A 20,435-nucleotide genomic window follows, 5' to 3' on the forward strand; every position below is an offset into this window, starting at 1 on the left:
TTTACACCTTCCAATTCTAGAGATCAACGGTCATTGACTCAAGTTTCTACCCGCTCTATGCAATTTCTCTGCTGGTCAAAGCGGTGTCTGGCAGAAGGTACTCAAGAAAGATGACCGGCGCACAAGCATTCGCGCCTTCAGAAGAGACACCTGTAAAGATACAATGCAGAATGACTGCGGTTTTGGTTACTGGTTTTGGTCGCTAATTTGTTATTAAGATTGCGGTAATGGTAATTCCAAAAGACTGGCAAACCCAAGACTCTCAAGGCAACCCGCTACCTGTTCTATCCGCAGAAGATTTTTCCTTAGACGAAGAAAACAGCACTGCCGTTGTCTCAATCGCCTATAAGTTTGTCATTCCGGTGCCGCCGCTAGGTCAGCAGGCCGATCAGCTCGTCTATCCGAGCGGACATTCGCAGGCAGGCAAGCCCATTGTTGATGACCAGGGTAACCCGGCAGGCCAGCGCGGTCTGATATTTTTTAACGATCAAGATCAAGCGTGGCAGGCCGTTCCCGATGATGGCACCGGGGTAATTATCATTAATGAAGTTACCCCAGCGCAGGCTGCTCAGCTCGATGAAAAGGTGCGATCGCTAGCTGATTCTCTCTCGCAGCTCACACTCAACCAGCTCAAAGAGATTTTGACTTACAGCCGTACGATTCTTAACTTGGGCGACATCTACAACTCTACTCACGACTATGTGACGCATAAATTGGTAATTCCGTCCGACCAGCCAGCCGCCAGCACAGAAACCCGCGACGATCTAAATTACGGCCTTAGACAGCGGATGAGTAGCGATACCTATCAGGCAGCTTACGTGCCAACGGCCTTTGCTTTTGCAGGCGTTACGACCAGCGCCCAAATCTTTGCCCAGGGTGGCGTCATTTTAGAGCAGCAAGGCCAGCGGCGAAGCATTCAGCCAGACGTATTTATGCGCACCTATCGCTTGGCCAGTGGCGCGCCAGTTAGCGATTTGGCGGCAGATATAGCCCATCTAGAGATTGAGACCCGTCTGGGTTGAGACCCGTCTGGGTAATGAAGACGAGTAGAGGAGGCGAGTAGAGGCGATCGCTCCAGTGCCCGACCCCGATACATAACTTTATTTCTTTTGACAGAGAAAACTCCCTCATTTGACCAAGGGCTAAAAGCAACAAAACGACTTAACTAGAAATGTTGCATATTGGAGGTACCCTCATGGCCGTCCGTTATTTTTCACTCATTATTGGCTTTGTCTATACCCTGTTTGGGCTCTTAGGCTTTTTTCCTGGCTTTGTCGAGCCCGCCCCAGCCCCCGACTTCATGACTCAAGTGGGGACCGGTACTGCTGCAGGGTTTGGCTACCTGTTTGGTCTGTTTCCAGTGACTACGGTCAACAATATTTTCCACCTGATCATCGGAACCATTGGATTTGCTGGCTTCTTGAGCACTGAGCCTGCTGCTCGTATCTTCTCAGACTCGTTGGCTGTTTGGTTTGGCCTACTCACTTTTTTAGGCTTGTTTCCCGTCGCCAATACCACCTTTGGGCTGATGCCGATCTTTGGCAACGATGTCTGGCTGCACCTGGTGACAGCTGTTTTGGCTGCATACTTTGGCTTCGCTCGTGATCGGGGTCGTCTGCGCAACAATCCTAGCCAATCAGGGGGTCGTCAGCTCAAGGAGTCGTTCTATCAGTAGAACACCAGCCTTTTTAAAGAGGCCATCATAGGGTAGTGGCATCTCTGCCAAATATTCTCTTTGACGAAAGCTCAGAGTTTCGCCATGCCTGACTTGATCCTTGCTTATCATCAGCTCCGCTCGCAGCCGTCGAAGTCGTAAATCCGCCGCGCTAGCATGGGGTAACTACAGCTACATTCCCAGCAACGGGGCTGAGGTTAAATAGTGACTATCCCCTTAACGCCCCTGCATCAGTGCCCAAACTCACCGCTACTGACTTAGACGTTTCGCGGCTTTTGTTTGACCTGAAGCTGTGCGCTGATCTGGTGCGGCAGTTTACCGGTTGGTTAGAGACCGATGCGATCGCTACCTGCGTTACCGATGGCCTGGTAGATCGCTTTAGCTGTGCCTTTGCGCGTATCTGGCTGGTGAACCGCGATCGCACTGCCCTATGTCTCGTCGCTTCCTCCGGTCTCTATACCCGGCTAGATGGCTCCTTTGCACTCGTGCCGATGGGGGCCTTTAAAGTAGGTAAAATTGCTCAGCACTGCATTCCATTTTTGAGTAATCGCCTGGCAGACGAAGAGTGGGTAAAAGATAGGGAGTGGGCAATTGACAACAAAATTCAGGGATTCGCTGGCCTGCCCCTGATGGTCAAAGATCAGGCTATCGGTGTACTGGCCGTATTTAGCCACGCCCAGATGGCTCCCGAGTTTTTAGAAGTCTTACAGATACTTAGCATGTCAGTGACAGGCGCACTGGCCAGCGCCCTGAACCATCAAGGCTTGATGGACAAATCTTTAGCAGCCGATAGTCTCTCTGAGCAGCTTGCCAACATTCTGGGCAGACAAAAGCTCAGCCTGCTAGGAACAGAGCAAATGCTTTCTGCCAGCGTCACACATCTATTAGTGCAGACCGCTCAGCAGCTGGTAGGGCTATCGTGTCACTACTGCCGCCTAGTCTATGAAGCAGACGCTGTGACGCTAGAAGCCATGCTAGCGTCACCTAATCAGACCCTGGCTGGCGATTCGCAAAACCCGATGCTTCACGGCATCGCCGCGACAGCCGACTGTTTAGGCGGAACCTACAAAGCTCAGCTCGGTTCTAATCAAAAGGTAATCCAGCTCCGTCTACGGCTACCGTATCAAACTGACCTGCTAGCCTCTGCTAATGGACCACCTACTCGTAATTCTCCTCTATCCGAAAGAGAACAAGAGGTGATCAAGTTACTCGCCCAAGGGCAAAGAGACCGAGACATTGCAGAGCGGCTCTACATTAGTGAAAGAACAGTTAAGTTTCACGTTAAAAATATGCTGAAGAAGCTAGGCGTGAGAACCCGTATTCAGGCTGTTTTTGAAGCCACTCAAAAAGGCTGGCTGAGATAGCAGCGACAGCTTTACGGTGCCGTCGGCGCTGCTGCTTGAGAAGCAACTCAAAGCATATCGTGATTTATATGGAGGAAAGCTGTTGGAGGTGATGCGCGAATAGGGCTATCACATCATACATACTCGGGAGGGGCATCGGCGCGATCGCCCTGATCTACCGAAAACTAAGCGATCGCGATCGCCACCGCCACCGACCTGATCGAGGCCCTTCAGTCCTGCCCCTATGAAATGCTACGTCTTCAATCTTTTCTTCGCCCTTGACGCCATTTTTTAGCATCGGGAGGCTTCCATCAGCCTCAGCCCATTCTGGGAAAAGAGATGGGTTTGGAGACTGCTCTAACCCAAACGTCCGCTCAAGGCAGTCAATGTCACTTCAGTTGCCAGAATTACCTCTGCGCCCTTATCTAAGCCTCTCACCACTAGCGCTAAGCATCCTGGCCTAAGTCTTATCTCCTCGGCTTAATAATCATAGCCCCGATGCATTGACTGCTTTTGGCACCTGTCTGCGCTTGTGTGCGTCAGCGTACTGACTAAGGTCACCCCTCTTTATATGATGCTTAACGCCTTATATAATCGAAAAGCACGCTGATCTAGCAACTGATGAACGGTATCCTCAACTGCCAGATCAGCATTGAGAACCATCCATAAAAACGACGACCCTGAGAATTTATAAAATAGTCTCAGTGCCTTTCTCAGGCAGATCGGCTTTAAAGAAGGAAATAACATAACCAATGTCAGAACAGCCTAGTGGACTATTTCAAAACCAGCTTCTAGCAGATCTATCAGAAGAGGCTTATCAGCGCCTCAGGCCTGATCTGAAGTTGCAGCATATGCGGCTAGGCAAGGTGCTCTACGAGCCTCTAGAACCCATTGCCAAAGCCTATTTTCCAGTGACTGCGCTGCTCTCCTGGATTTCTCTATTAGAAGATGGCACCCTGACCGAAATTGCGCTAGTTGGCAATGAAGGCATGACCGGCCTGCCAATTATCTGGGGCGGCAGTTCTACGCCGAATAGTGCCATTGTGCAGTTTCCGGGCGATGTCATGATTCTTGAAGCCGAGCCGCTGCTCGAAGAATTTAACCGGGGCGATGAGCTAAATAAGCTGGTCTTTCGCTACATGCAGGCGATATTTACCCAGGTGGCACAAAACGCCATGTGTAACCGCCAGCATACGACTGAAGAACGCCTCGCCCGCTGGCTGCTTTCAGTGCAAGATAGCGTCCAGCAAGATGAGCTGACGCTAACTCATGAATTTGTGGCAAAGATGCTGGGCATTCGTCGCTCTAGCGTAACGGTCAGCGCTGGCATATTGCAGCAAGCTGGGATGATTCGCTATACCCGAGGGCGATTGTCTATTTTAGATAGACCTCGATTAGAAGACACTGCCTGCGAATGCTATCGGGTGGTGCAAAGTGAGTATCATCGGCTGCTCGGTTCGCGATCGCACCACAGCTAGCCCTCAACGTTTTACCGCCACCTTCAAAGAGTCGAGCTTTTCAAGCGCATAATCACATAACAGCCGGTAAAAACACCAAAAACTGTGTTCCCATCTTCTCTGTGCTGATGACATCAATAAACCCGCCGTGGCTTTTAACAATGTCCATCGCGGTCGGCAACCCTAATCCGGTACCCCGACCGGCAGCTTTAGTCGTAAAAAAGGGCTCAAAGATCCGATCAAGAACTTTAGGCGGGATGCCAGAGCCAGTATCGGACACGCGGATCATGACATAGTCTGTGGGTGAGTCCTCTAGTTCGAGGGATCGATCAATACCGTCAATCTCGACGTTTTCCACCGATAGCTCCAGATTTCCGCCAGTTGGCATCGCGTCGCGAGCATTCAGGCAAAGGTTCATCAATACCTGGTGCAGCTGGTTTTCGTTGCCCACTATCTGCCCAATACCTGCCGGTACATAAGTCTGCACGGACACTGAGGAGGGTAGCGCCAGCTGAACTAGCTGTTTGACTGACAGTAAGAGCGGGTCGATGTCTAAGATATGGTGGTTTTCGGTATCTTCCTTCACGAAGTGGAGTATTTGCTTAACGAGCTTGACGGCACGGTTCGTATTGACGGTGAGAATTTCGAATAGCTGACGCTGCTTGCCGCCAGCCTCTGGAAACTCCCTCTGGAGCAACTGTGACACGCCCGAAACCGGAGTGAGTATGTTGGTCAGGTCGTGGACGATGCCAATAGTGAGTTCGCCCAGACTCTCTAGCCGCTGGTAGCGATGTAGATGGGACTCCAGGCGTTTGCGATCGCTCACATTCACCCCTTCCACCACCAGCATCGGCGGCTGCCTAGCCTGCTCAATCGGTCGCACGGTCAGGTCAAAGATAGCCGCATTCGTCGCCCCCTGAATATCAGCCTCGAAACGAACCGTTTCACCGTCTGCCGCCGATAGGATGGCAGCCCGCAGCCGCCCCTGCTCTTGATCTGGAAATGTCCAACCCATCACAGCCGCTAGCGGACGACCGACTATCTGCCCATAGCTGACATCGCCAAAATCTAGCGCCGTCTGGTTAGCATCCAAAAGCACGCCATCCGGGTTCAGCAGCCACATCATCTGAGCGGAGCGGTCGAGTAGCGCATGAAACGCTCTATTTGTGCCCTGAACATCCCGCTCAAGAGGGTTGTTTTCGAGGGTGCTCGTCGCCTGTAAAAGTTCTCTATCTAGCATGTTTCTATTCCGTTTAGTTTTTCAATATGGTGTTAGTCACTTTGCTGAGGCCCATCACACCGGCTGAAAGCCTCATATTCCAACTGGCAAAGTGACTCGCGGTTACCGAATGCATCCGGAAACCGCTATAGTCCGTAAATTCTCTTCGTGGTCGCTGCCCGTCATCTCTCACTGAGCAACCGTTATGGATATTATGTATAGATAGATAGATTAGATAGATTTGCGCTTGCGTAGCGGCTGCTCTCACCCCCTTACAGTGACGCAATTTCTATAAAACGTCAGTCTGCTGGCGTACATACCGCCCGAAACCTAACTGACTGCTAGCCTCGATCAATGCCAACCGATTGCTTCCAATTACAGCAGCGATGAATAGAACGGCAGGATAAAGCGACATGAGCCAATCTGACGGGCGGTGGCAGTTTTGGATCGACCGGGGAGGCACCTTCACTGACGTAGTAGCCAAGCGCCCCGACGGTGAGATTGTAGTGCATAAGCTGCTGTCAGAAAATCCTGAACAGTACTCAGATGCGCCCGTTCAAGGAATTCGTGACTGCTTAGGGCTTGGCCCGTCTGATCCTATCCCTGCCGAGCAGATTGCTGGGATCAAGATGGGAACAACGGTCGCGACCAATGCGCTGTTAGAACATCAGGGCGATCGTACGCTTCTCATCATCACGCAGGGCTTTGGCGACGCGCTCAAAATTGGCTATCAAAATCGGCCCGATATCTTTGCCCGCCAGATCGTGCTGCCGCAGATGCTTTACGCGTGTGTAGTAGAAATTGAAGAAAGAATCAGTGCCCAGGGTGAGGTATTGACGCCCTTGCAGGCAGAATCGGCTCGGAAACAATTACAAGCTGCTTATGATACGGGTATTCGAAGCTGTGCGATCGCTCTCATGCACGGCTACCGCTACCCTCAGCACGAGCAAGCCCTGGCCAAACTAACCCAGCAAATTGGTTTCACGCAGGTCTCTGTTTCTCACCAGGTAAGTCCGCTGATGAAGCTGGTTAGCCGGGGCGATACGACCGTTGTAGATGCCTATCTTTCGCCAATCCTACGGCGATATGTCGAGCAGGTGACCAGCCAAATTGCAGGAGAGGAAAGAGACCCCACTGATATTCCACCGCTAATGTTCATGCAGTCTAACGGCGGTCTTAGCGACGCCCGTTTTTTTCAGGGCAAAGACAGCATTCTTTCAGGGCCAGCAGGCGGTATTGTCGGCGCGGTTAAGACCAGCCAGCTTGCCGGGTTCGAGAAAATCATCAGCTTCGATATGGGGGGCACTTCTACAGATGTCGCTCACTATGCAGGCGATTACGAGCGTACCTTTGAGGCAGAAGTAGCCGGGGTGCGGCTGCGCACGCCGATGATGGCCATTAACACCGTAGCGGCGGGCGGCGGCTCGATCGTGCAGTATGATGGCAGTCGCTACCGGGTCGGGCCGGCTTCTGCCGGGGCTAATCCTGGCCCAGCTAGCTACGGGCGAGGTGGGCCGCTGACTGTGACCGATTGCAATGTGCAGGTCGGCAAACTTCAGCCCGATTTTTTTCCTCGGGTGTTTGGCCAAAACGCCGATGCCCCCTTAGATCGGCAGATCGTCGCTGAAAAATTTGAGCAGCTCACGGCTGAAATTGACGATGGCCGCAGTAGTGCCGCCGTCGCCTCGGGCTTTCTCAGCATCGCAGTGGAAAAAATGGCCAGTGCGATTAAGCAAATCTCCTTGCAGCGCGGCTATGACGTGTCTCAATACGCCCTCTGCTGCTTTGGAGGCGCGGGCGGCCAGCACGCCTGTCTGATCGCGACGGCGCTGGGCATGAAACAAATTTTGATCCATCCGTACGCCGGGGTGCTCTCTGCTTACGGCATCGGGCTAGCTGAGCTGCGAGTGCTCAAAGAAGGCTCGGTAGAAGCCCCGCTGACCGCTGAACTAGACTTGTCGCCGCGCTTCTCTGAGCTGATTGCCGATGCAGAGGCCGAACTCGCTCAGCAGTCAGTTCAGCCTACCGAGGTCAAAACCCAGCAGCGGGTACATCTCAAGTACGACGGCACCAACTCGGCACTGCTTGTCAACTTTGACACGGCTGATAAGATGCAACAACAGTTTGAAACACTACATCAGCAGCGCTATGGCTTTGTAGCTGCTGGCAAAGGGCTAATCGTAGAAGCCCTCTCAATCGAGGTGGTGGCCCAGACAGAGAAGATAAACGAACTCCGGGTAGAGCGGCAGTCGGCCATGGTCGAACCGATTACTCAAGTAAAAATATATACCGCTGATGACTGGCACACAGCGCCGGTGTATCAACGGGCTGACTTACAGCCGGGAGATGAGATTTCTGGCCCAGCGCTAATTGTCGAAGCGACCGGAACCAACGTGCTTGAACCGGGCTGGCGGGCCAAAGTGAGCGATCGCAACTATCTCATCCTCACTGATCAGGCCCCAGATGGCGCTATAGCCGATACCGACATCAGCGCCGGTCGTGTGATTCCGAGTGCCGACCCGGTCATGCTAGAAATCTTCAACAATCTCTTTCGCTCCATTGCCGAACAGATGGGAACCACGCTACAAAACACCAGTTACTCGGTAAATATCAAAGAGCGGCTCGACTTCTCCTGTGCCATTTTTGACCAGAACGGGCAGCTCGTCGCCAACGCGCCCCATATTCCAGTGCATTTAGGTTCAATGAGCGAGAGTGTGCGATCGCTGATGGACAGCCACGGTAAGTCTCTTCAGCCGGGAGACGTTTATATATTGAACAATCCTTATCACGGCGGCACGCACCTACCCGATATCACAGCCATTACGCCTGTATTTGAAGAGGGGCAAGACAACGTAATCTTCTATCTCGCCTCACGAGGACACCATGCCGATATTGGCGGAATCACACCCGGATCGATGCCGTCTGACAGTACCTCAGTAGAGCAAGAGGGCGTACTGCTAGATAACTTTAAGCTAGTCGAATCGGGACAATTTCGAGAGGCCGCGCTACGCGATGTGCTGACCTCAGGGCAGTATCCGGCGCGCAACCCAACCCAAAATATTGCCGATTTGCAGGCGCAGATCGCCGCCAATGAGAGAGGCATACAGGAGCTGCGGCGGCTGTTAGAACAGTATGGACTCGATACCGTTCAAGCCTATATGGGCTATGTACAAGACAATGCAGAAACGGCTGTGCGGCAGGCGATCAACCGGCTCAGAGACTGTGACTTTACCTATGAGATGGATAGCGGCGATCGCATTCAAGTCGCCATTCGCATTCACGCAGAAGACCGCAGCGCCACCATCGACTTTTCGGGCACTTCACCCCAGCTCAAAAACAACTTCAACGCCCCTGCTGCCATCTGCAAAGCTGCTGTTCTCTACGTATTTAGAACGCTAGTAGAAGACGACATTCCGCTCAATGCAGGCTGTCTCAAACCGCTAGAGATCATCATCCCCGAAGGCTGTCTGCTCAACCCTACATACCCAGCCGCTGTGGTCGCTGGCAACGTAGAAACCTCTCAAACCATTGTCGATACGCTATACGGCGCGCTAGGAGTGCTAGCCGCTTCGCAGGGCACCATGAACAACTTCACCTTTGGCAATCAGCGCTACCAATACTACGAAACCATCTGCGGCGGTTCTGGAGCTGGCCCCACTTTCGACGGCACAGACGCCGTGCAAACGCACATGACCAATTCTCACCTCACCGACCCGGAAGTACTCGAATGGCGGTTTCCCGTTCACTTAGAAAGCTTCTCCATCCGCCCAAACAGCGGCGGGCAGGGGCATCACCGGGGCGGTCACGGCGTCATTCGGCGGCTGCGCTTTGAAGAACCCATGACAGCCGCCATTCTCTCGGGCCATCGGCGCGTCCCGCCTTTTGGTCAGGCCGGTGGCGCAGCCGGAAAGGTAGGCCATAGCTGGATTCAGCGTCGTGACGGCAGCCGCGAAGATCTCGGCAGCACGGCTACCGTCGAAATGGCAGCAGGCGATACTTTCGTCATCGAAACCCCAGGTGGCGGCGGCTTCGGCAATCCATAAAGTCAATTTATCCCTTTTATTCCACCCGGGTCTTTTACAGCTCGGCTTGGTAAGCTCGCCAGCCGCCGAATTGAGTGATCTCTCTTTTCCCCTCTACCGTCAGCGGTTCGCCAATTACACCCAAGACTTCTTCTCCATCTTCTAGCATCACTTTACCAATGGCGAGCCCAGGTGGTTCTTGCGAGAGCACAATGCCCAACCCGGCCAGCGGCACCTGCCACACTTCTAGGGCAACAGCGATGCCGCCTGCTTTCACTTTGATCATGGCTGGATAGCGATCGTCAACAGACCAGATTCGGTAAGCTGCTTCGGTTTTAGCCTCTCGTTCAAATGTGGCACCAACATTCAGCAGATTAGGATTGAGTGCCAAGTCTCTCATCAGGGTGCCGTTCACCGCCAGCTTCAGGGTAGCTATCATGTGTCATTCATCCTTTCTTCTTACCCTTTAGAATTGAGAAAAGCCACACTTCGTTTTGTATTGTAGATATCATTTTTGGTGCAGATCCCCGTTCCGGGCGGAAATCTCTACTGCTTGGCGCTGTCGCAGGACTCTGGCAATGTGCACACACATAAGTATTGAAACCAGTCGCAATTGTTTACGCCATCACACGATCTTCTCCTCCGCTCAGATGCCTCCGCTCGGGTGACTCATGCAACGGAATCTTCCATTTCTGCTCAATATGCTGCCATTCACAGTCCTAATCACGCCCTACGCAGCAAAACGCATAAAGCGGAACGTTCGACCTATTCATGATCAGTGATCGAGATAACATTCTTTCCAATCGTGTGCTCAGTCTCGCCGTGAGTGTGCGCTTTAGCAATCTGCTCTAGTGAGTAGGTTTGATCAATAACAGATTCAATTTTTCCAGATTCAATCTGTTGTGTGAGATAGTCTAGATCTTCGCGCTTAGACTTGAGCAAAATCACTCTATACTTTTGCCCTGGCAACAAAGCACTGAGAAAGCTTTTGAGATAGTTGCCGGGGTAGGGCTGCGTCGTGACGTAGATGCCCTGCGGCTGTAATACCGATTTGCAGTCAGACAGGGAGCGATCGCCCACCACATCAAAAACAATATCGTACCGAGTATCACCCTTCGTAAAGTCCGCTTGCGTATAGTCAATCACCCGGTCCGCGCCCAGTCGCCTGACCAGTTCACTATTTTTACCGCTGCAAACGCCCGTCACCTCAGCCGCTCCCAGCACCTTGGCAATCTGCACCGCGTAGGTACCCACCCCACCCGAGGCCCCATTGATCAGCACCTTCTGCCCGGCTTGGATCTGGCCTTCATCCCGCAGGGCTTGCAGCGCCGTCATGCCTGCTAGTGGCACTGCTGCTGCTTGCTCATGAGTCATGTTCGTCGGCTTTAGCGCTGCTACTTTTTCCGAGACAGCCGCATACTGCGCGTAGGCTCCGCCCGTCAGCTGATCCATCCGGGCATAAACCCGATCACCTGACTTAAACCGAGTTACCTGATTGCCCGTCGCCATGACTTCACCCGACACATCGAATCCCAAAATCATCGGAAAATCGCTGCCTGTCAATAGCTTGAGCATTCCCTTGCGCATTTTCCACTCAATCGGATTGACGCTGCTAGCAAACACTTTGACCAGCAGCTGATCGGGCTTAATCTCAGGCGCTGCTACCTCCGCCACCTGCAAAACATCAGGCGTACCGTAGCTATAGATGACCGCAGCTCTCATATCATGTCCAAAGCTTGTATTGTTTTACAGGCTGCTTGAATTCTGCTGAAAGATCATCAACCTGCAGGGTGAAGCATAGCAGCGTTAGCGAACGGGAAACCTATCGGGTGTAAGGTGCCTACTCTTAAAAAATCTAGCAATCATGACTCAGTCAACTAGCAGTGTTTTTTTGGCGCTCTCCCAGCACAGTCATGGCCGATTATCCGAGCGGGTGCAAGATCTCTCCATTCCTGACTTTATTGCCTTTTTAGATCGCACTACTCGCGACTTCAAGCAGTTTCTCAAGGTAATTGATCTCATTAACAATCAGTCTCTAGAGCCTATGCTCGACGAACTGCTTGAGACCTTCACGCTGAAAATTGGCCAGATTTTACAGGCAGAGCGCACGACCATCTTTATCGTCGATGAAGACCGGCAAGAGCTGTGGTCTAAGATCGCCCAGGGTATGGAACAGGGCAGTAGCTGCCTGGAAATTCGACTGCCTCTAGATCATGGGATCGCTGGCTATGTCGCCACTACCGGGCAAACGCTGAATATTCCAGAGGCATACGCCGATCCCCGATTTAGCGACGCGACCGATCAGCAGACGGGCTATCGCACCCGCAATATCTTATGTATGCCAGTGGTCAGCAGCAGCCATAAAGTGGTGGCGATCGCCCAGCTACTCAACAAAATCGGCACACAGCCCTTTTCCGCAGCAGACGAAGCCCGGTTTGCTCGCTTTGCCCCCTCCATTGGCATCTTGCTAGAGAGCTGTCAGTCGTTCTACCTGGCCGCCCGCAATCAAAAAGGCGTCGCCGCACTGCTCAAAGCAATCTCCTCAATGGAGCAAAGCCTGAACTTAGAAGTGACGCTGCAATCGGTCATGGCCGCCGCCCGTAACCTGATGCAGGCCGACCGCAGTACGCTGTGGCTGCTAGATGAAGCCCACAATGAACTCTGGTCACAAGTGCAAAGTGCCGATGGAGAAACGCTCATTGACCTGCGCTTACCCGCCGATAAAGGTATTGTCGGCCACGTCGCCGCCACGGGTGAAACGCTAAACATCATGGACGCCTACCGCGATGCCCGCTTTGATGTCTCGTCAGATCTCAAAACCGGCTACCGCACCCACAATATTTTGTGCATGCCCGTCTTTAACTCTAGCGGCAAGCTCATTGGCGTCAGCCAGCTGATCAACAAACTCCAGGGGCAGTTCACCCAGCTCGATGAATCTTTCATGCGCGCCTTTAATACCCAAGCAGGCATCGCTCTAGATAATGCGCAGCTATTCCGCCAAATCTCGCTAGAGAAGCAATATCAAAAAGATATTTTAGAGAGCCTGTCAGACGCCGTCATCTCCACCGATATGGCCGGGCGGATTGTCACGATTAACGGGGCAGCGCTGAAGCTGCTCGGCTGCCCGACTGGCGAGCTGAGCGAAGTTTTGCCTGGCGGTCTCAATGCCAATAGTGAAAACCGGGTGAATGCAGCGATCGCCCGGCAGTGGCAACAGTCACTACGCGGCCAGTGCTTGTGGGATGTCGTGCCCATAGAGCGACTCCAGCAGCGGCTAGAAGACAGCTTGCAAACGGGGGCGAGGCACTATGTACCCGAGCAGTCGCTGACGGTATCGGTGGCTTACGATCTTTCTGGCAGCTGCGCGTTGGTTGTGCCCGACGGCGAATCTCATCGCCTGTGGGGATCAGCTGACCGGCTGATGAAATCAGAGCAAATTATGGGTTGGAACCGCAGCATCAACTTGACCGTAAGCCCGCTGAGTGAGCCGAATGGCGGCGTGCGCGGCGGGCTGGTCGTGCTCGAAGATATCAGCCAGGAAAAGCGAATGAAAACAACACTTTACCGCTATATGACCCCGAGTGTGGCAGAGCGAGTGATGGCGCTAGGCGAAGACGTGCTGATGGTCGGAGAGCGCAAAGACGTAACGGTGCTGTTTTCCGATATTCGCGGCTACACCACTCTTACTGAGGCGCTAGAAGCAGCAGCCGTTGTCTCCATGCTCAATGAGTACTTTGAAACCATGGTCGAAGCGGTGTTTCACTGCGAGGGCACGCTCGATAAATTTATTGGCGATGCGCTGATGGCGGTTTTTGGGGCCCCCCTCCCGCTACAAAACCATGCCTGGGCCGCCGTGCAGTCAGCTTTGGATATGCGGCGACGGCTGGTGGTGTTCAACCGCGATCGCCTGGCCCAGGGTCAGCCAGAACTGCGCATTGGCATCGGTCTCAGCTCTGGAGAAGTGGTCTCCGGCAACATCGGCTCACAGCGCAAAATGGAATACACCGTTATCGGCGACGGGGTCAACCTCAGCGCCCGCCTGGAGAGCATTACCAAACAGTACGGCTGCGACATCGTCCTCAGCGAACACACCTACGATCTCTGTAAGGACAAAATTTGGGTGCGAGAGCTCGATCTCATTCGGGTCAAAGGCAAGCTAGAGCCGGTGAAGATCTATGAGCTGATTGGCGATCGCACTCAGCCGCTCCCCCCCGAGACTAAAACTTTTTTAGAACTCTACACCCAAGGGCAAGAAGCCTACAAAGCCATGGCCTTTGAGTCTGCCGTACTGCTATTTACCTCCGCCCAAGCCCTCCGCCCCGACGACCAGGCCGTGACCCTGCACTTAGACCGCGCCCAAAACTACTTGCATACGCCTCCACCCACCGACTGGAATGGGGTCCACGTCATGAAGACAAAATAGCGAGATAATGGGCAGGTTGCTTTCATTCTCTAGCAGATCCCATGGCCAATTCTCCAGCTCCCTCCGCCGACCACCTGGGCCAAAAGCTCTACGAGGGCAAAGCCAAAATCATCTATGCCACCGATAACCCAGAAGTCTTAATCACCTACTTCAAAGACGACGCCACCGCCTTCAACGCCCAAAAGCGAGGGCAAATTCTCAACAAAGGCGTCATCAACTGCAAAATTACCGCCTACCTATACGCCCTATTAGAAAAGCAAGGCATCGCCACTCATCTGTTAGAAACCACCAGCGAGCGTGAGCAACGCATTAAGCGGGTCCAGATCGTGCCGCTAGAAGTCGTCGTCCGCAATTTGGCCGCTGGCAGCCTCTGCAAGCAGACCGGCATCGCTTTAGGCACAAAGCTGGAGCCGTCTTTAGTCGAGTTCTACTACAAAAACGACGATCTCGGTGACCCGCTGCTAACCCGCGATCGCATTTTTGCCATGGGCCTTACCTCCCCCGAAAGGCTCACAGAACTCACTCAAAAAGCCGAAGCTATCAACCACATACTGAGCCAATTTTTTACCCGCTGCGGCATCACCCTCGTAGACTTCAAACTAGAATTTGGCACCGACTCAGCCGGCACCCTCCTGCTCGCCGACGAAATCAGCCCAGACACCTGTCGCCTGTGGGACACTAGCCAACCCGACGAACGCCAGCGCGTGATGGACAAAGACCGCTTCCGGCAAGACCTCGGCAACGTCGCCGCCGGTTACCAGGCAGTCCTCGAACGCATCGCCGCCCAGCTAGAAAACCCTGCCTGAGTCTCATCCCCCTTACCCCTTACCCCCTCAACGTGCAGCCTGCAATTCTGTCACAGTGAATTTTCGTATCCAGCTTGACAGTAGGGTAAGATCTTTCCGAATTGATTTATTCCAGTCAAGTCCCGGTCTGCCGTACATTTGTTCGCAGCCTTACCCCCAGTCTGGATGATTCAAGCCTTACTGACCTGATGTGCCCTTTCAGTCTGAATTTATACCGCAGGCCATGAAAGACTGAGGCAACAGCCGGTAAGCGCGCTGTGAGGAGTGACTCTAATACAAGGAATACAAGGATTAAGTGGTTATGCGTGTTTCCCCGGCTCTTGTGGCCTGCTTCAGTTTGGTTGCGATCGCCGGTTTCCCCAGTCAGGCGTCAGCTGAGACGACTCGTGTCAATGCGATTGAGGAAAACCTTCAGACTGCCCCTTCATTAATCACTGAAGCTGCTGGCCAGCGTTTAGCGCCTGCCGTCGAGCAGCCCCTAGCGCCCAAAATGTCCTTAGCGCAGCTACAGAGCGGCGCAACCAAGCAGATAGAAGACCCAGCGCCCATTCCTGAACCGTCTTTCCCATCGCCCGACGATGACGAAAACGCTCAGCCCCTCTTAGAAATTCCCGTACCCACCGACGATGCTGAGATCGAAGTTCTCCCCGAAGTAGATTCCTCAGCCGAGCCAACGCCTGCAGTTCCTGACCAGGTAATGCCAGAAACACCGGCTGAAGCACCGGCTGATGAGACAGAAACCGACGAAGCCAGCCCTGCTGAGGTCAGCCCAGACCCCGCCGCTGCCGAGCCCGAAGAGACCCGAGTACTGGTTTCAGAAGTAGATGTCGTCTCTACTAACGATCAGCCGCTGCCGCCCGAACTAGTTGACGCCGTTTATCGTGCCATCAGCACAACGCCTGGTCGCACCGCCACCCGCAGCCAGCTACAAGAAGACATCAACCGCGTCTTCAGCACAGGCTTCTTCTCTAACGTGCAGGCTACCCCCGAAGACACCCCGTTAGGAGTGAAAGTCACCTTTTTTGTCGAGCCCAACCCCGTCTTAACCAATGTAGAAATTCGCAACCGTCAGGTACTGCCCGACGAAACAATTGACGAAATCTTCGGCGACCAGTACAGCCAAATCTTAAACTTGCAAAATTTTCAAGAAGCGGTGCTAGATCTCAATGACTGGTATCAGGAAAATGGTTACGTGCTGGCTCAAGTCACCGCCGCGCCCCAAATCTCTGATGACGGCACAGTCACCCTCATCGTAGCCGAGGGCGAAATCGAATCCATCGAGGTACGCTACATCACCGCCGATGGCGAAGCCACCGATGAAAACGGCAACCCCATCGGCGGTAAAACCCGCGACTTCATCGTCACTCGTGAGTTTCAGACTCAGCCAGGCGACGTTTTCCAACAAAACGCTATTCAGCAAGACTTAGGCCGCGCTTTTGGCCTGGGAATTTTTGAAGACATTCGCCTATCGCTCGATCCCGGTGACGAAGATCCGCGCAAAGTAAAGGTGATTGTCAATATTGCCGAGCGTGATACGGGATCTATCGGCGCTTCTCTGGGTTTCAACCTACGCGGCGATCTGTTTGGCCAGCTCAGCTATAACGAAGATAACTTTGGCGGCAACAATCAAAAGCTGAGAACAGAAGGCCGGGTGACCACGCGCGGCGACTTCCTCTTTGACCTCAGCTTTACCGATCCCTGGATTGCCGGTGACCCCTACCGCACCTCCTACACGACCAGCTTGTTCAATCGCCGGGCGACCTCGCTGATCTTTGATAACGGCCCCATTGACGTGAATCTGCCCAATGGCGATACCCCCCGACTGAACCGCCTAGGCACTGGCTTGAGCTTTAGCCGTCCTTTAGACAATGGCCTCTCCCTTTCCCTGGGCGCTCAATACGAGCGGGTAGCGCTGCTAGATGCTGACTCTAGCGTCTCCCCTGTCGATGAGCTTGGCAACCAGCTTACGGCCAGCAGCTCCGGACGCGACGATCGGTTCACTGTGCAGTTTGGTGCAGTGCGAGATCGGCGTAATAGCGCCATCCAGCCTACCAGCGGTAGCCTGCTGCGCTTGGGCACCGAGCAGTCAGTCCCCATCGGCAACGGCAGCATTTTCTCCAATAAGCTCAGAGCTAGCTACAGCCAGTACGTCCCTGTCAACTTCTTTAACTCAGATCGCGGCGGTGAAACCTTTGCTTTCAACTTGCAAGGGGGCACGGTGCTAGGTGATTTGCCGCCTTACGAGGCATTCCCATTGGGCGGCGGTAACTCTGTGCGCGGCTACGAAGAAGGAGCCGTTGGCTCGGGTCGCTCGTTCTTGCTAGGCACAGCAGAGTATCGCTTTCCGCTGTTCAGTGAATTTTTGAGCGGGGCGCTGTTTGCTGACTACGGTACCGATCTCGGATCAGGTGACTCGGTGCCGGGCAATCCGGCTGGCGTCCGGGGTAAGCCCGGCAACGGCTTTGGCTATGGGGCCGGGGTCAGGGTGCAAACACCGTTGGGTGCGCTGCGGCTAGATTACGGCCTGAGCGATGAGGGCAGCCGTTTCCACTTTGGCTTTGGAGAGCGCTTCTAAATGGTAGGTTTATCAGCCGGGGCGCTGACAGCAGACAGTCAGGCAGCGGAGTCTCTACCGGCTCAGCGAACTTTGGCGGCTCCGGCCAGCGCTAGCGGCGTTGGGCTGCATCTCGGGCAGCAAACAACTGTCCGTCTGCTGCCAGCAGAAGCCAATCAGGGCCGCTACTTTGTCCGCACCGACCTGCCGGGAACCCCGCGCATTAAGGCTGAAGTTGCCAATGTGATCCAGACTCAGCTCTCGACTGAGCTAGGGATAGGTGCGCCACCTCAGCAGGCGACTGTCCGCACAGTGGAGCATTTGCTAGCAGCGATCGCTGCCCTAGAAATAGACAATGTCCGGATTGAGATTGACGCCCCTGAGCTGCCGCTACTTGACGGGTCGGCAAAAGCCTGGATAGCAGCGATCGCCTCCGCGGGATCGACCTCTCAATCGGCGGCCAAAAAACATCGCTCAGCGGTCAGTCAGCCCGTCCAGGTTCAGGCTGGCGACGCCTTTGTGACAGCTTTTCCCAGCAGTGAGCTGCGCTTTAGCTATGGCATAGACTTTGACTTAGCAGCGATCGGCAACCAGTGGCACAGCTGGTCGCCGGGGGCCGGTGATTTCGCAGTAGACATTGCCCCAGCTCGCACCTTCGCGCTGGCTCACCAAATTGATTACCTGCGCGGCCAGGGGCTCATCAAAGGCGGCAGCTTAGACAATGCGCTGGTGTGCGGTCAAGACGGCTGGCTCAACCCACCGCTGCGGTTTGATAACGAACCGGCCCGTCATAAGCTGCTCGATCTCATCGGTGACTTGAGTCTGCTCGGCGACATTCCCCAAGCTCACTACGTCGCCTATAAAGCTAGCCACACGCTGCATGTACAGCTCGCCCGACAGCTAGAGGCCGCTCTGCCTCTTTCAGGCGCAGTATCTGCCTAGTCTTTCGAGATCCTAATCTTTCGAGATCCTAATCTTTCAAGATCTGCGCGGTGCCTTTTTTAGCTTCCTCGTAGCGTCAGGCACCGTCTAATGGCAGAATCGTGAGGAGCTTTATGCAAGCTCTGCTGAGTTTTGACCTCAGACCTATTGCCTACCGTCTGAGCGCCGTCTGAGTGTAGATCCGCGCTCAAGCGATCGCAAAGGTGCCAGGAAGTGTCAGCGCCTATGCCGATAGGCCGCTGGCTCGATTGCCGTTTCAACTAATTTTCATGTCTATGTCAACGAGTGTTCCCGCCTCCGCTGAGGCCACCGCTGCTCACAACGGCTCAACTGATGAAGCAGCACCTAGTAGCTATACGCTCGAAGAGCTGCAGCAGCTATTACCCCACCGCTACCCCTTTGCCCTGATCGACCGGATTACTGAGTATGTGCCCGGAGAGCGCGCCGTCGGGCTCAAAAATGTCACTTTTAATGAGCCTCACTTCCAGGGGCACTTTCCGGGGCGACCGATTATGCCAGGGGTGCTCATTGTCGAGGCGATGGCTCAAGTCGGCGGCGTTGTCCTTAGCCAGGTGCCGGGAGTAAACGGACTCTGCGTATTTGCTGGCATCGATAAAGTCAAGTTTCGGCGACCTGTCATTCCGGGCGATCAGCTCATTATCACCACAGAACTGATAACCATCAAACGGCTGCGATTTGGCAAGATGAAATCGCGGGCCGAAGTGGATGGCCAGGTAGCTTGCGAAGGGGTTTTGATGTTTTCAATTGTCGATTAGTTAGCTGGGGTTAAATTAGACAAAAAGAGCCGGGGAGACAGATTTGGCCGGTTTGCCAAGGCCCATATCGGCCTGTATCTCACTGGCAGTAGTCGCCGTGTCGCCAGTAAGCAACTAGTGAGCGGCCAATGGACCGACCGACAAATTGGCCAACCGATCAGACTAGCGAACACACCTGAGTCATTACACTGTTGAGAAAGCCACCTTTTGGACAGTTGCTTGGCAAAATTGATAGCAGGATTGACGCAGGTTTGACCTGAGGGGTGGATTAACCTCTATAGTCATCTCGAACCTACAGTCATTTCCAACCGTTCACGGATTTTTTTATGTGCCCTACTCATTCGGCGGCTTTGCTGGAGGCATGGCTTTGACTACTCTGATTCACCCCACTGCTGTTCTCCATCCTGGTGCCCAAATCCATCCGAGCGCTAGCATTGGCCCCTATGCTGTCATTGGCGAAAAAGTCACGATTGGTGCAGATACCACTATTGGGGCGCATGCAGTTATTGATGGCTACACCAAAATTGGCGATCGCAATCGCATCTTTCCGCACACGGCCATTGGCCTGGAGCCCCAAGATCTAAAATATGACGGCTCTATGAGCCTAGTTGAGATTGGCAATGACAACGCTATCCGCGAGTGCGTCACCATCAATCGCCCCACCCGACTCGGCGAAGTTACCCGGCTCGGCAATCACAACTTGATCATGGCCTATGCCCACGTTGCCCATAACTGCGACATTGCCGACCGGGTGATTATTGCCAACTCAGTTGCCCTTGCCGGCCACGTACAGATTGAAGCGTACGCCCGGCTGAGTGGTCTAGTCGGCGTCCATCAGTTTGTGCATATTGGCCGCTACGCCATGGTCGGTGGCATGAGCCGGATTGAACGAGATGTGCCGCCCTACACCATGGTAGAAGGCAACCCATCGCGCGTCCGAGGGCTTAATCAAGTGTTACTGAGCCGGTCGGGTATCGCCAAAGAAGCCGATGGCCAGGTATACAAAGGCCTTAAAGAAGCGTTTCGCATTCTCTATCGCTCGGGGCTGACGCTAGAAGAAGCCATTGCCAAACTGGAGGCCATGTCCGACAATCACCACGTCCGACACCTCTACGAATTTTTGCGCGCTTCTGCCGACGAAAAAGGTCGCAGGGGCCCGATTCCTGGACGCAAAAAATAGCTGATTGCCGCATTTATAAGACATTTCTAAAACCTTCT

The 20,435-nt window shown here is 53.8% G+C and carries 14 protein-coding genes and 1 pseudogene; 12 read left to right on the forward strand and 3 right to left on the reverse strand.

The features are described from left to right. Positions 1-227: 227 nt before the first annotated feature. The 5 genes and pseudogenes from CKL79_RS03960 to CKL79_RS03980 all read left to right on the forward strand — a co-directional run bounded on the left by CKL79_RS03960 (position 228) and on the right by CKL79_RS03980 (position 4,496). Entirely contained in the window at positions 228-1,022 is a 795-nt protein-coding gene (locus CKL79_RS03960; protein WP_121968291.1) for a hypothetical protein, read from the forward strand. A gap of 173 nt (positions 1,023-1,195) precedes the next feature. Then, entirely contained in the window at positions 1,196-1,675 is a 480-nt protein-coding gene (locus CKL79_RS03965) for a DUF4383 domain-containing protein (RefSeq protein WP_121968292.1), read from the forward strand. Between the two features lie 233 nt (positions 1,676-1,908). Beyond that, entirely contained in the window at positions 1,909-3,039 is a 1,131-nt protein-coding gene (locus CKL79_RS03970; protein ID WP_240518647.1) for a LuxR C-terminal-related transcriptional regulator, read from the forward strand. Between the two features lie 76 nt (positions 3,040-3,115). Further along, positions 3,116-3,220, forward strand: a pseudogene (locus tag CKL79_RS23740) (cysteine hydrolase); the annotation flags it as partial. A 550-nt stretch (positions 3,221-3,770) separates the two neighbouring features. After that, the gene (locus tag CKL79_RS03980; RefSeq protein ID WP_121968293.1) at positions 3,771-4,496 is read left to right on the forward strand and encodes a Crp/Fnr family transcriptional regulator; all 726 of its coding nucleotides are present in this window, start codon (positions 3,771-3,773) and stop codon (positions 4,494-4,496) included. Positions 4,497-4,548: 52 nt separating this feature from the next. On the opposite strand, the gene CKL79_RS03985 is transcribed toward CKL79_RS03980, so the two are convergent. Further along, positions 4,549-5,715, reverse strand: a complete 1,167-nt coding sequence (locus CKL79_RS03985) for an ATP-binding protein (protein WP_121968294.1) — start codon at positions 5,713-5,715, stop codon at positions 4,549-4,551. A gap of 392 nt (positions 5,716-6,107) precedes the next feature. Between CKL79_RS03985 and CKL79_RS03990 the strand changes: the two genes are divergently transcribed. Continuing rightward, on the forward strand, positions 6,108-9,737 hold the full coding sequence (locus CKL79_RS03990) for a hydantoinase B/oxoprolinase family protein (RefSeq protein ID WP_121968295.1): 3,630 nt from the start codon (positions 6,108-6,110) through the stop codon (positions 9,735-9,737). Positions 9,738-9,771: 34 nt separating this feature from the next. Here the strand turns inward: CKL79_RS03990 and CKL79_RS03995 are convergent, their stop codons facing one another. Together CKL79_RS03995 and CKL79_RS04000 are read right to left on the reverse strand one after the other, a co-directional pair. Beyond that, positions 9,772-10,155 carry a glutamyl-tRNA amidotransferase gene (locus tag CKL79_RS03995; RefSeq protein WP_121968296.1) on the reverse strand — a complete coding sequence of 128 codons (384 nt, stop codon included), beginning with the start codon at positions 10,153-10,155 and terminating at the stop codon, positions 9,772-9,774. 326 nt (positions 10,156-10,481) lie between these two features. Next, the gene (locus CKL79_RS04000; protein ID WP_121968297.1) at positions 10,482-11,438 is read right to left on the reverse strand and encodes an NAD(P)-dependent alcohol dehydrogenase; all 957 of its coding nucleotides are present in this window, start codon (positions 11,436-11,438) and stop codon (positions 10,482-10,484) included. Positions 11,439-11,580: 142 nt separating this feature from the next. Between CKL79_RS04000 and CKL79_RS04005 the strand changes: the two genes are divergently transcribed. From CKL79_RS04005 to lpxA, 6 genes are all read left to right on the forward strand, one after another. Then, complete coding sequence (locus tag CKL79_RS04005) at positions 11,581-14,139, forward strand: adenylate/guanylate cyclase domain-containing protein (RefSeq protein ID WP_121968298.1); 2,559 nt, start codon at positions 11,581-11,583, stop codon at positions 14,137-14,139. Between the two features lie 41 nt (positions 14,140-14,180). Further along, positions 14,181-14,945: a phosphoribosylaminoimidazolesuccinocarboxamide synthase gene (purC, locus tag CKL79_RS04010; RefSeq protein WP_121968299.1), complete on the forward strand. Its 765-nt coding sequence runs from the start codon at positions 14,181-14,183 to the stop codon at positions 14,943-14,945. Positions 14,946-15,246: 301 nt separating this feature from the next. Continuing rightward, positions 15,247-17,520 carry a BamA/TamA family outer membrane protein gene (locus CKL79_RS04015; protein WP_121968300.1) on the forward strand — a complete coding sequence of 758 codons (2,274 nt, stop codon included), beginning with the start codon at positions 15,247-15,249 and terminating at the stop codon, positions 17,518-17,520. Beyond that, positions 17,521-18,441 (forward strand): UDP-3-O-acyl-N-acetylglucosamine deacetylase, encoded by a 921-nt coding sequence (gene lpxC / locus CKL79_RS04020; protein ID WP_121968301.1) that lies wholly within the window; start codon positions 17,521-17,523, stop codon positions 18,439-18,441. 275 nt (positions 18,442-18,716) lie between these two features. Further along, positions 18,717-19,217, forward strand: a complete 501-nt coding sequence (gene fabZ, locus CKL79_RS04025; protein ID WP_121968302.1) for a 3-hydroxyacyl-ACP dehydratase FabZ — start codon at positions 18,717-18,719, stop codon at positions 19,215-19,217. Positions 19,218-19,578: 361 nt separating this feature from the next. Continuing rightward, the gene (gene lpxA / locus CKL79_RS04030) at positions 19,579-20,397 is read left to right on the forward strand and encodes an acyl-ACP--UDP-N-acetylglucosamine O-acyltransferase (protein ID WP_205878987.1); all 819 of its coding nucleotides are present in this window, start codon (positions 19,579-19,581) and stop codon (positions 20,395-20,397) included. Positions 20,398-20,435: the final 38 nt, after the last annotated feature.

Source organism: Leptolyngbya sp. BC1307 (assembly GCF_002286735.1).
Lineage (GTDB): Bacteria > Cyanobacteriota > Cyanobacteriia > Phormidesmidales > Phormidesmidaceae > Phormidesmis.

Bases quoted from the DNA above. Each gene is read 5' to 3' on its own strand.
- CKL79_RS03960 (WP_121968291.1), top strand. From the start codon at position 228: ATGGTAATTCCAAAAGACTGGCAAACCCAAGACTCTCAAGGCAACCCG.
- CKL79_RS03965 (WP_121968292.1), top strand. From the start codon at position 1,196: ATGGCCGTCCGTTATTTTTCACTCATTATTGGCTTTGTCTATACCCTG.
- CKL79_RS03980 (WP_121968293.1), top strand. From the start codon at position 3,771: ATGTCAGAACAGCCTAGTGGACTATTTCAAAACCAGCTTCTAGCAGAT.
- CKL79_RS03985 (WP_121968294.1), bottom strand. From the start codon at position 5,715: ATGCTAGATAGAGAACTTTTACAGGCGACGAGCACCCTCGAAAACAAC.
- CKL79_RS03990 (WP_121968295.1), top strand. From the start codon at position 6,108: ATGAGCCAATCTGACGGGCGGTGGCAGTTTTGGATCGACCGGGGAGGC.
- CKL79_RS03995 (WP_121968296.1), bottom strand. From the start codon at position 10,155: ATGATAGCTACCCTGAAGCTGGCGGTGAACGGCACCCTGATGAGAGAC.
- CKL79_RS04000 (WP_121968297.1), bottom strand. From the start codon at position 11,438: ATGAGAGCTGCGGTCATCTATAGCTACGGTACGCCTGATGTTTTGCAG.
- CKL79_RS04005 (WP_121968298.1), top strand. From the start codon at position 11,581: ATGACTCAGTCAACTAGCAGTGTTTTTTTGGCGCTCTCCCAGCACAGT.
- purC (WP_121968299.1), top strand. From the start codon at position 14,181: ATGGCCAATTCTCCAGCTCCCTCCGCCGACCACCTGGGCCAAAAGCTC.
- CKL79_RS04015 (WP_121968300.1), top strand. From the start codon at position 15,247: ATGCGTGTTTCCCCGGCTCTTGTGGCCTGCTTCAGTTTGGTTGCGATC.
- lpxC (WP_121968301.1), top strand. From the start codon at position 17,521: ATGGTAGGTTTATCAGCCGGGGCGCTGACAGCAGACAGTCAGGCAGCG.
- fabZ (WP_121968302.1), top strand. From the start codon at position 18,717: ATGTCAACGAGTGTTCCCGCCTCCGCTGAGGCCACCGCTGCTCACAAC.
- lpxA (WP_205878987.1), top strand. From the start codon at position 19,579: ATGGCTTTGACTACTCTGATTCACCCCACTGCTGTTCTCCATCCTGGT.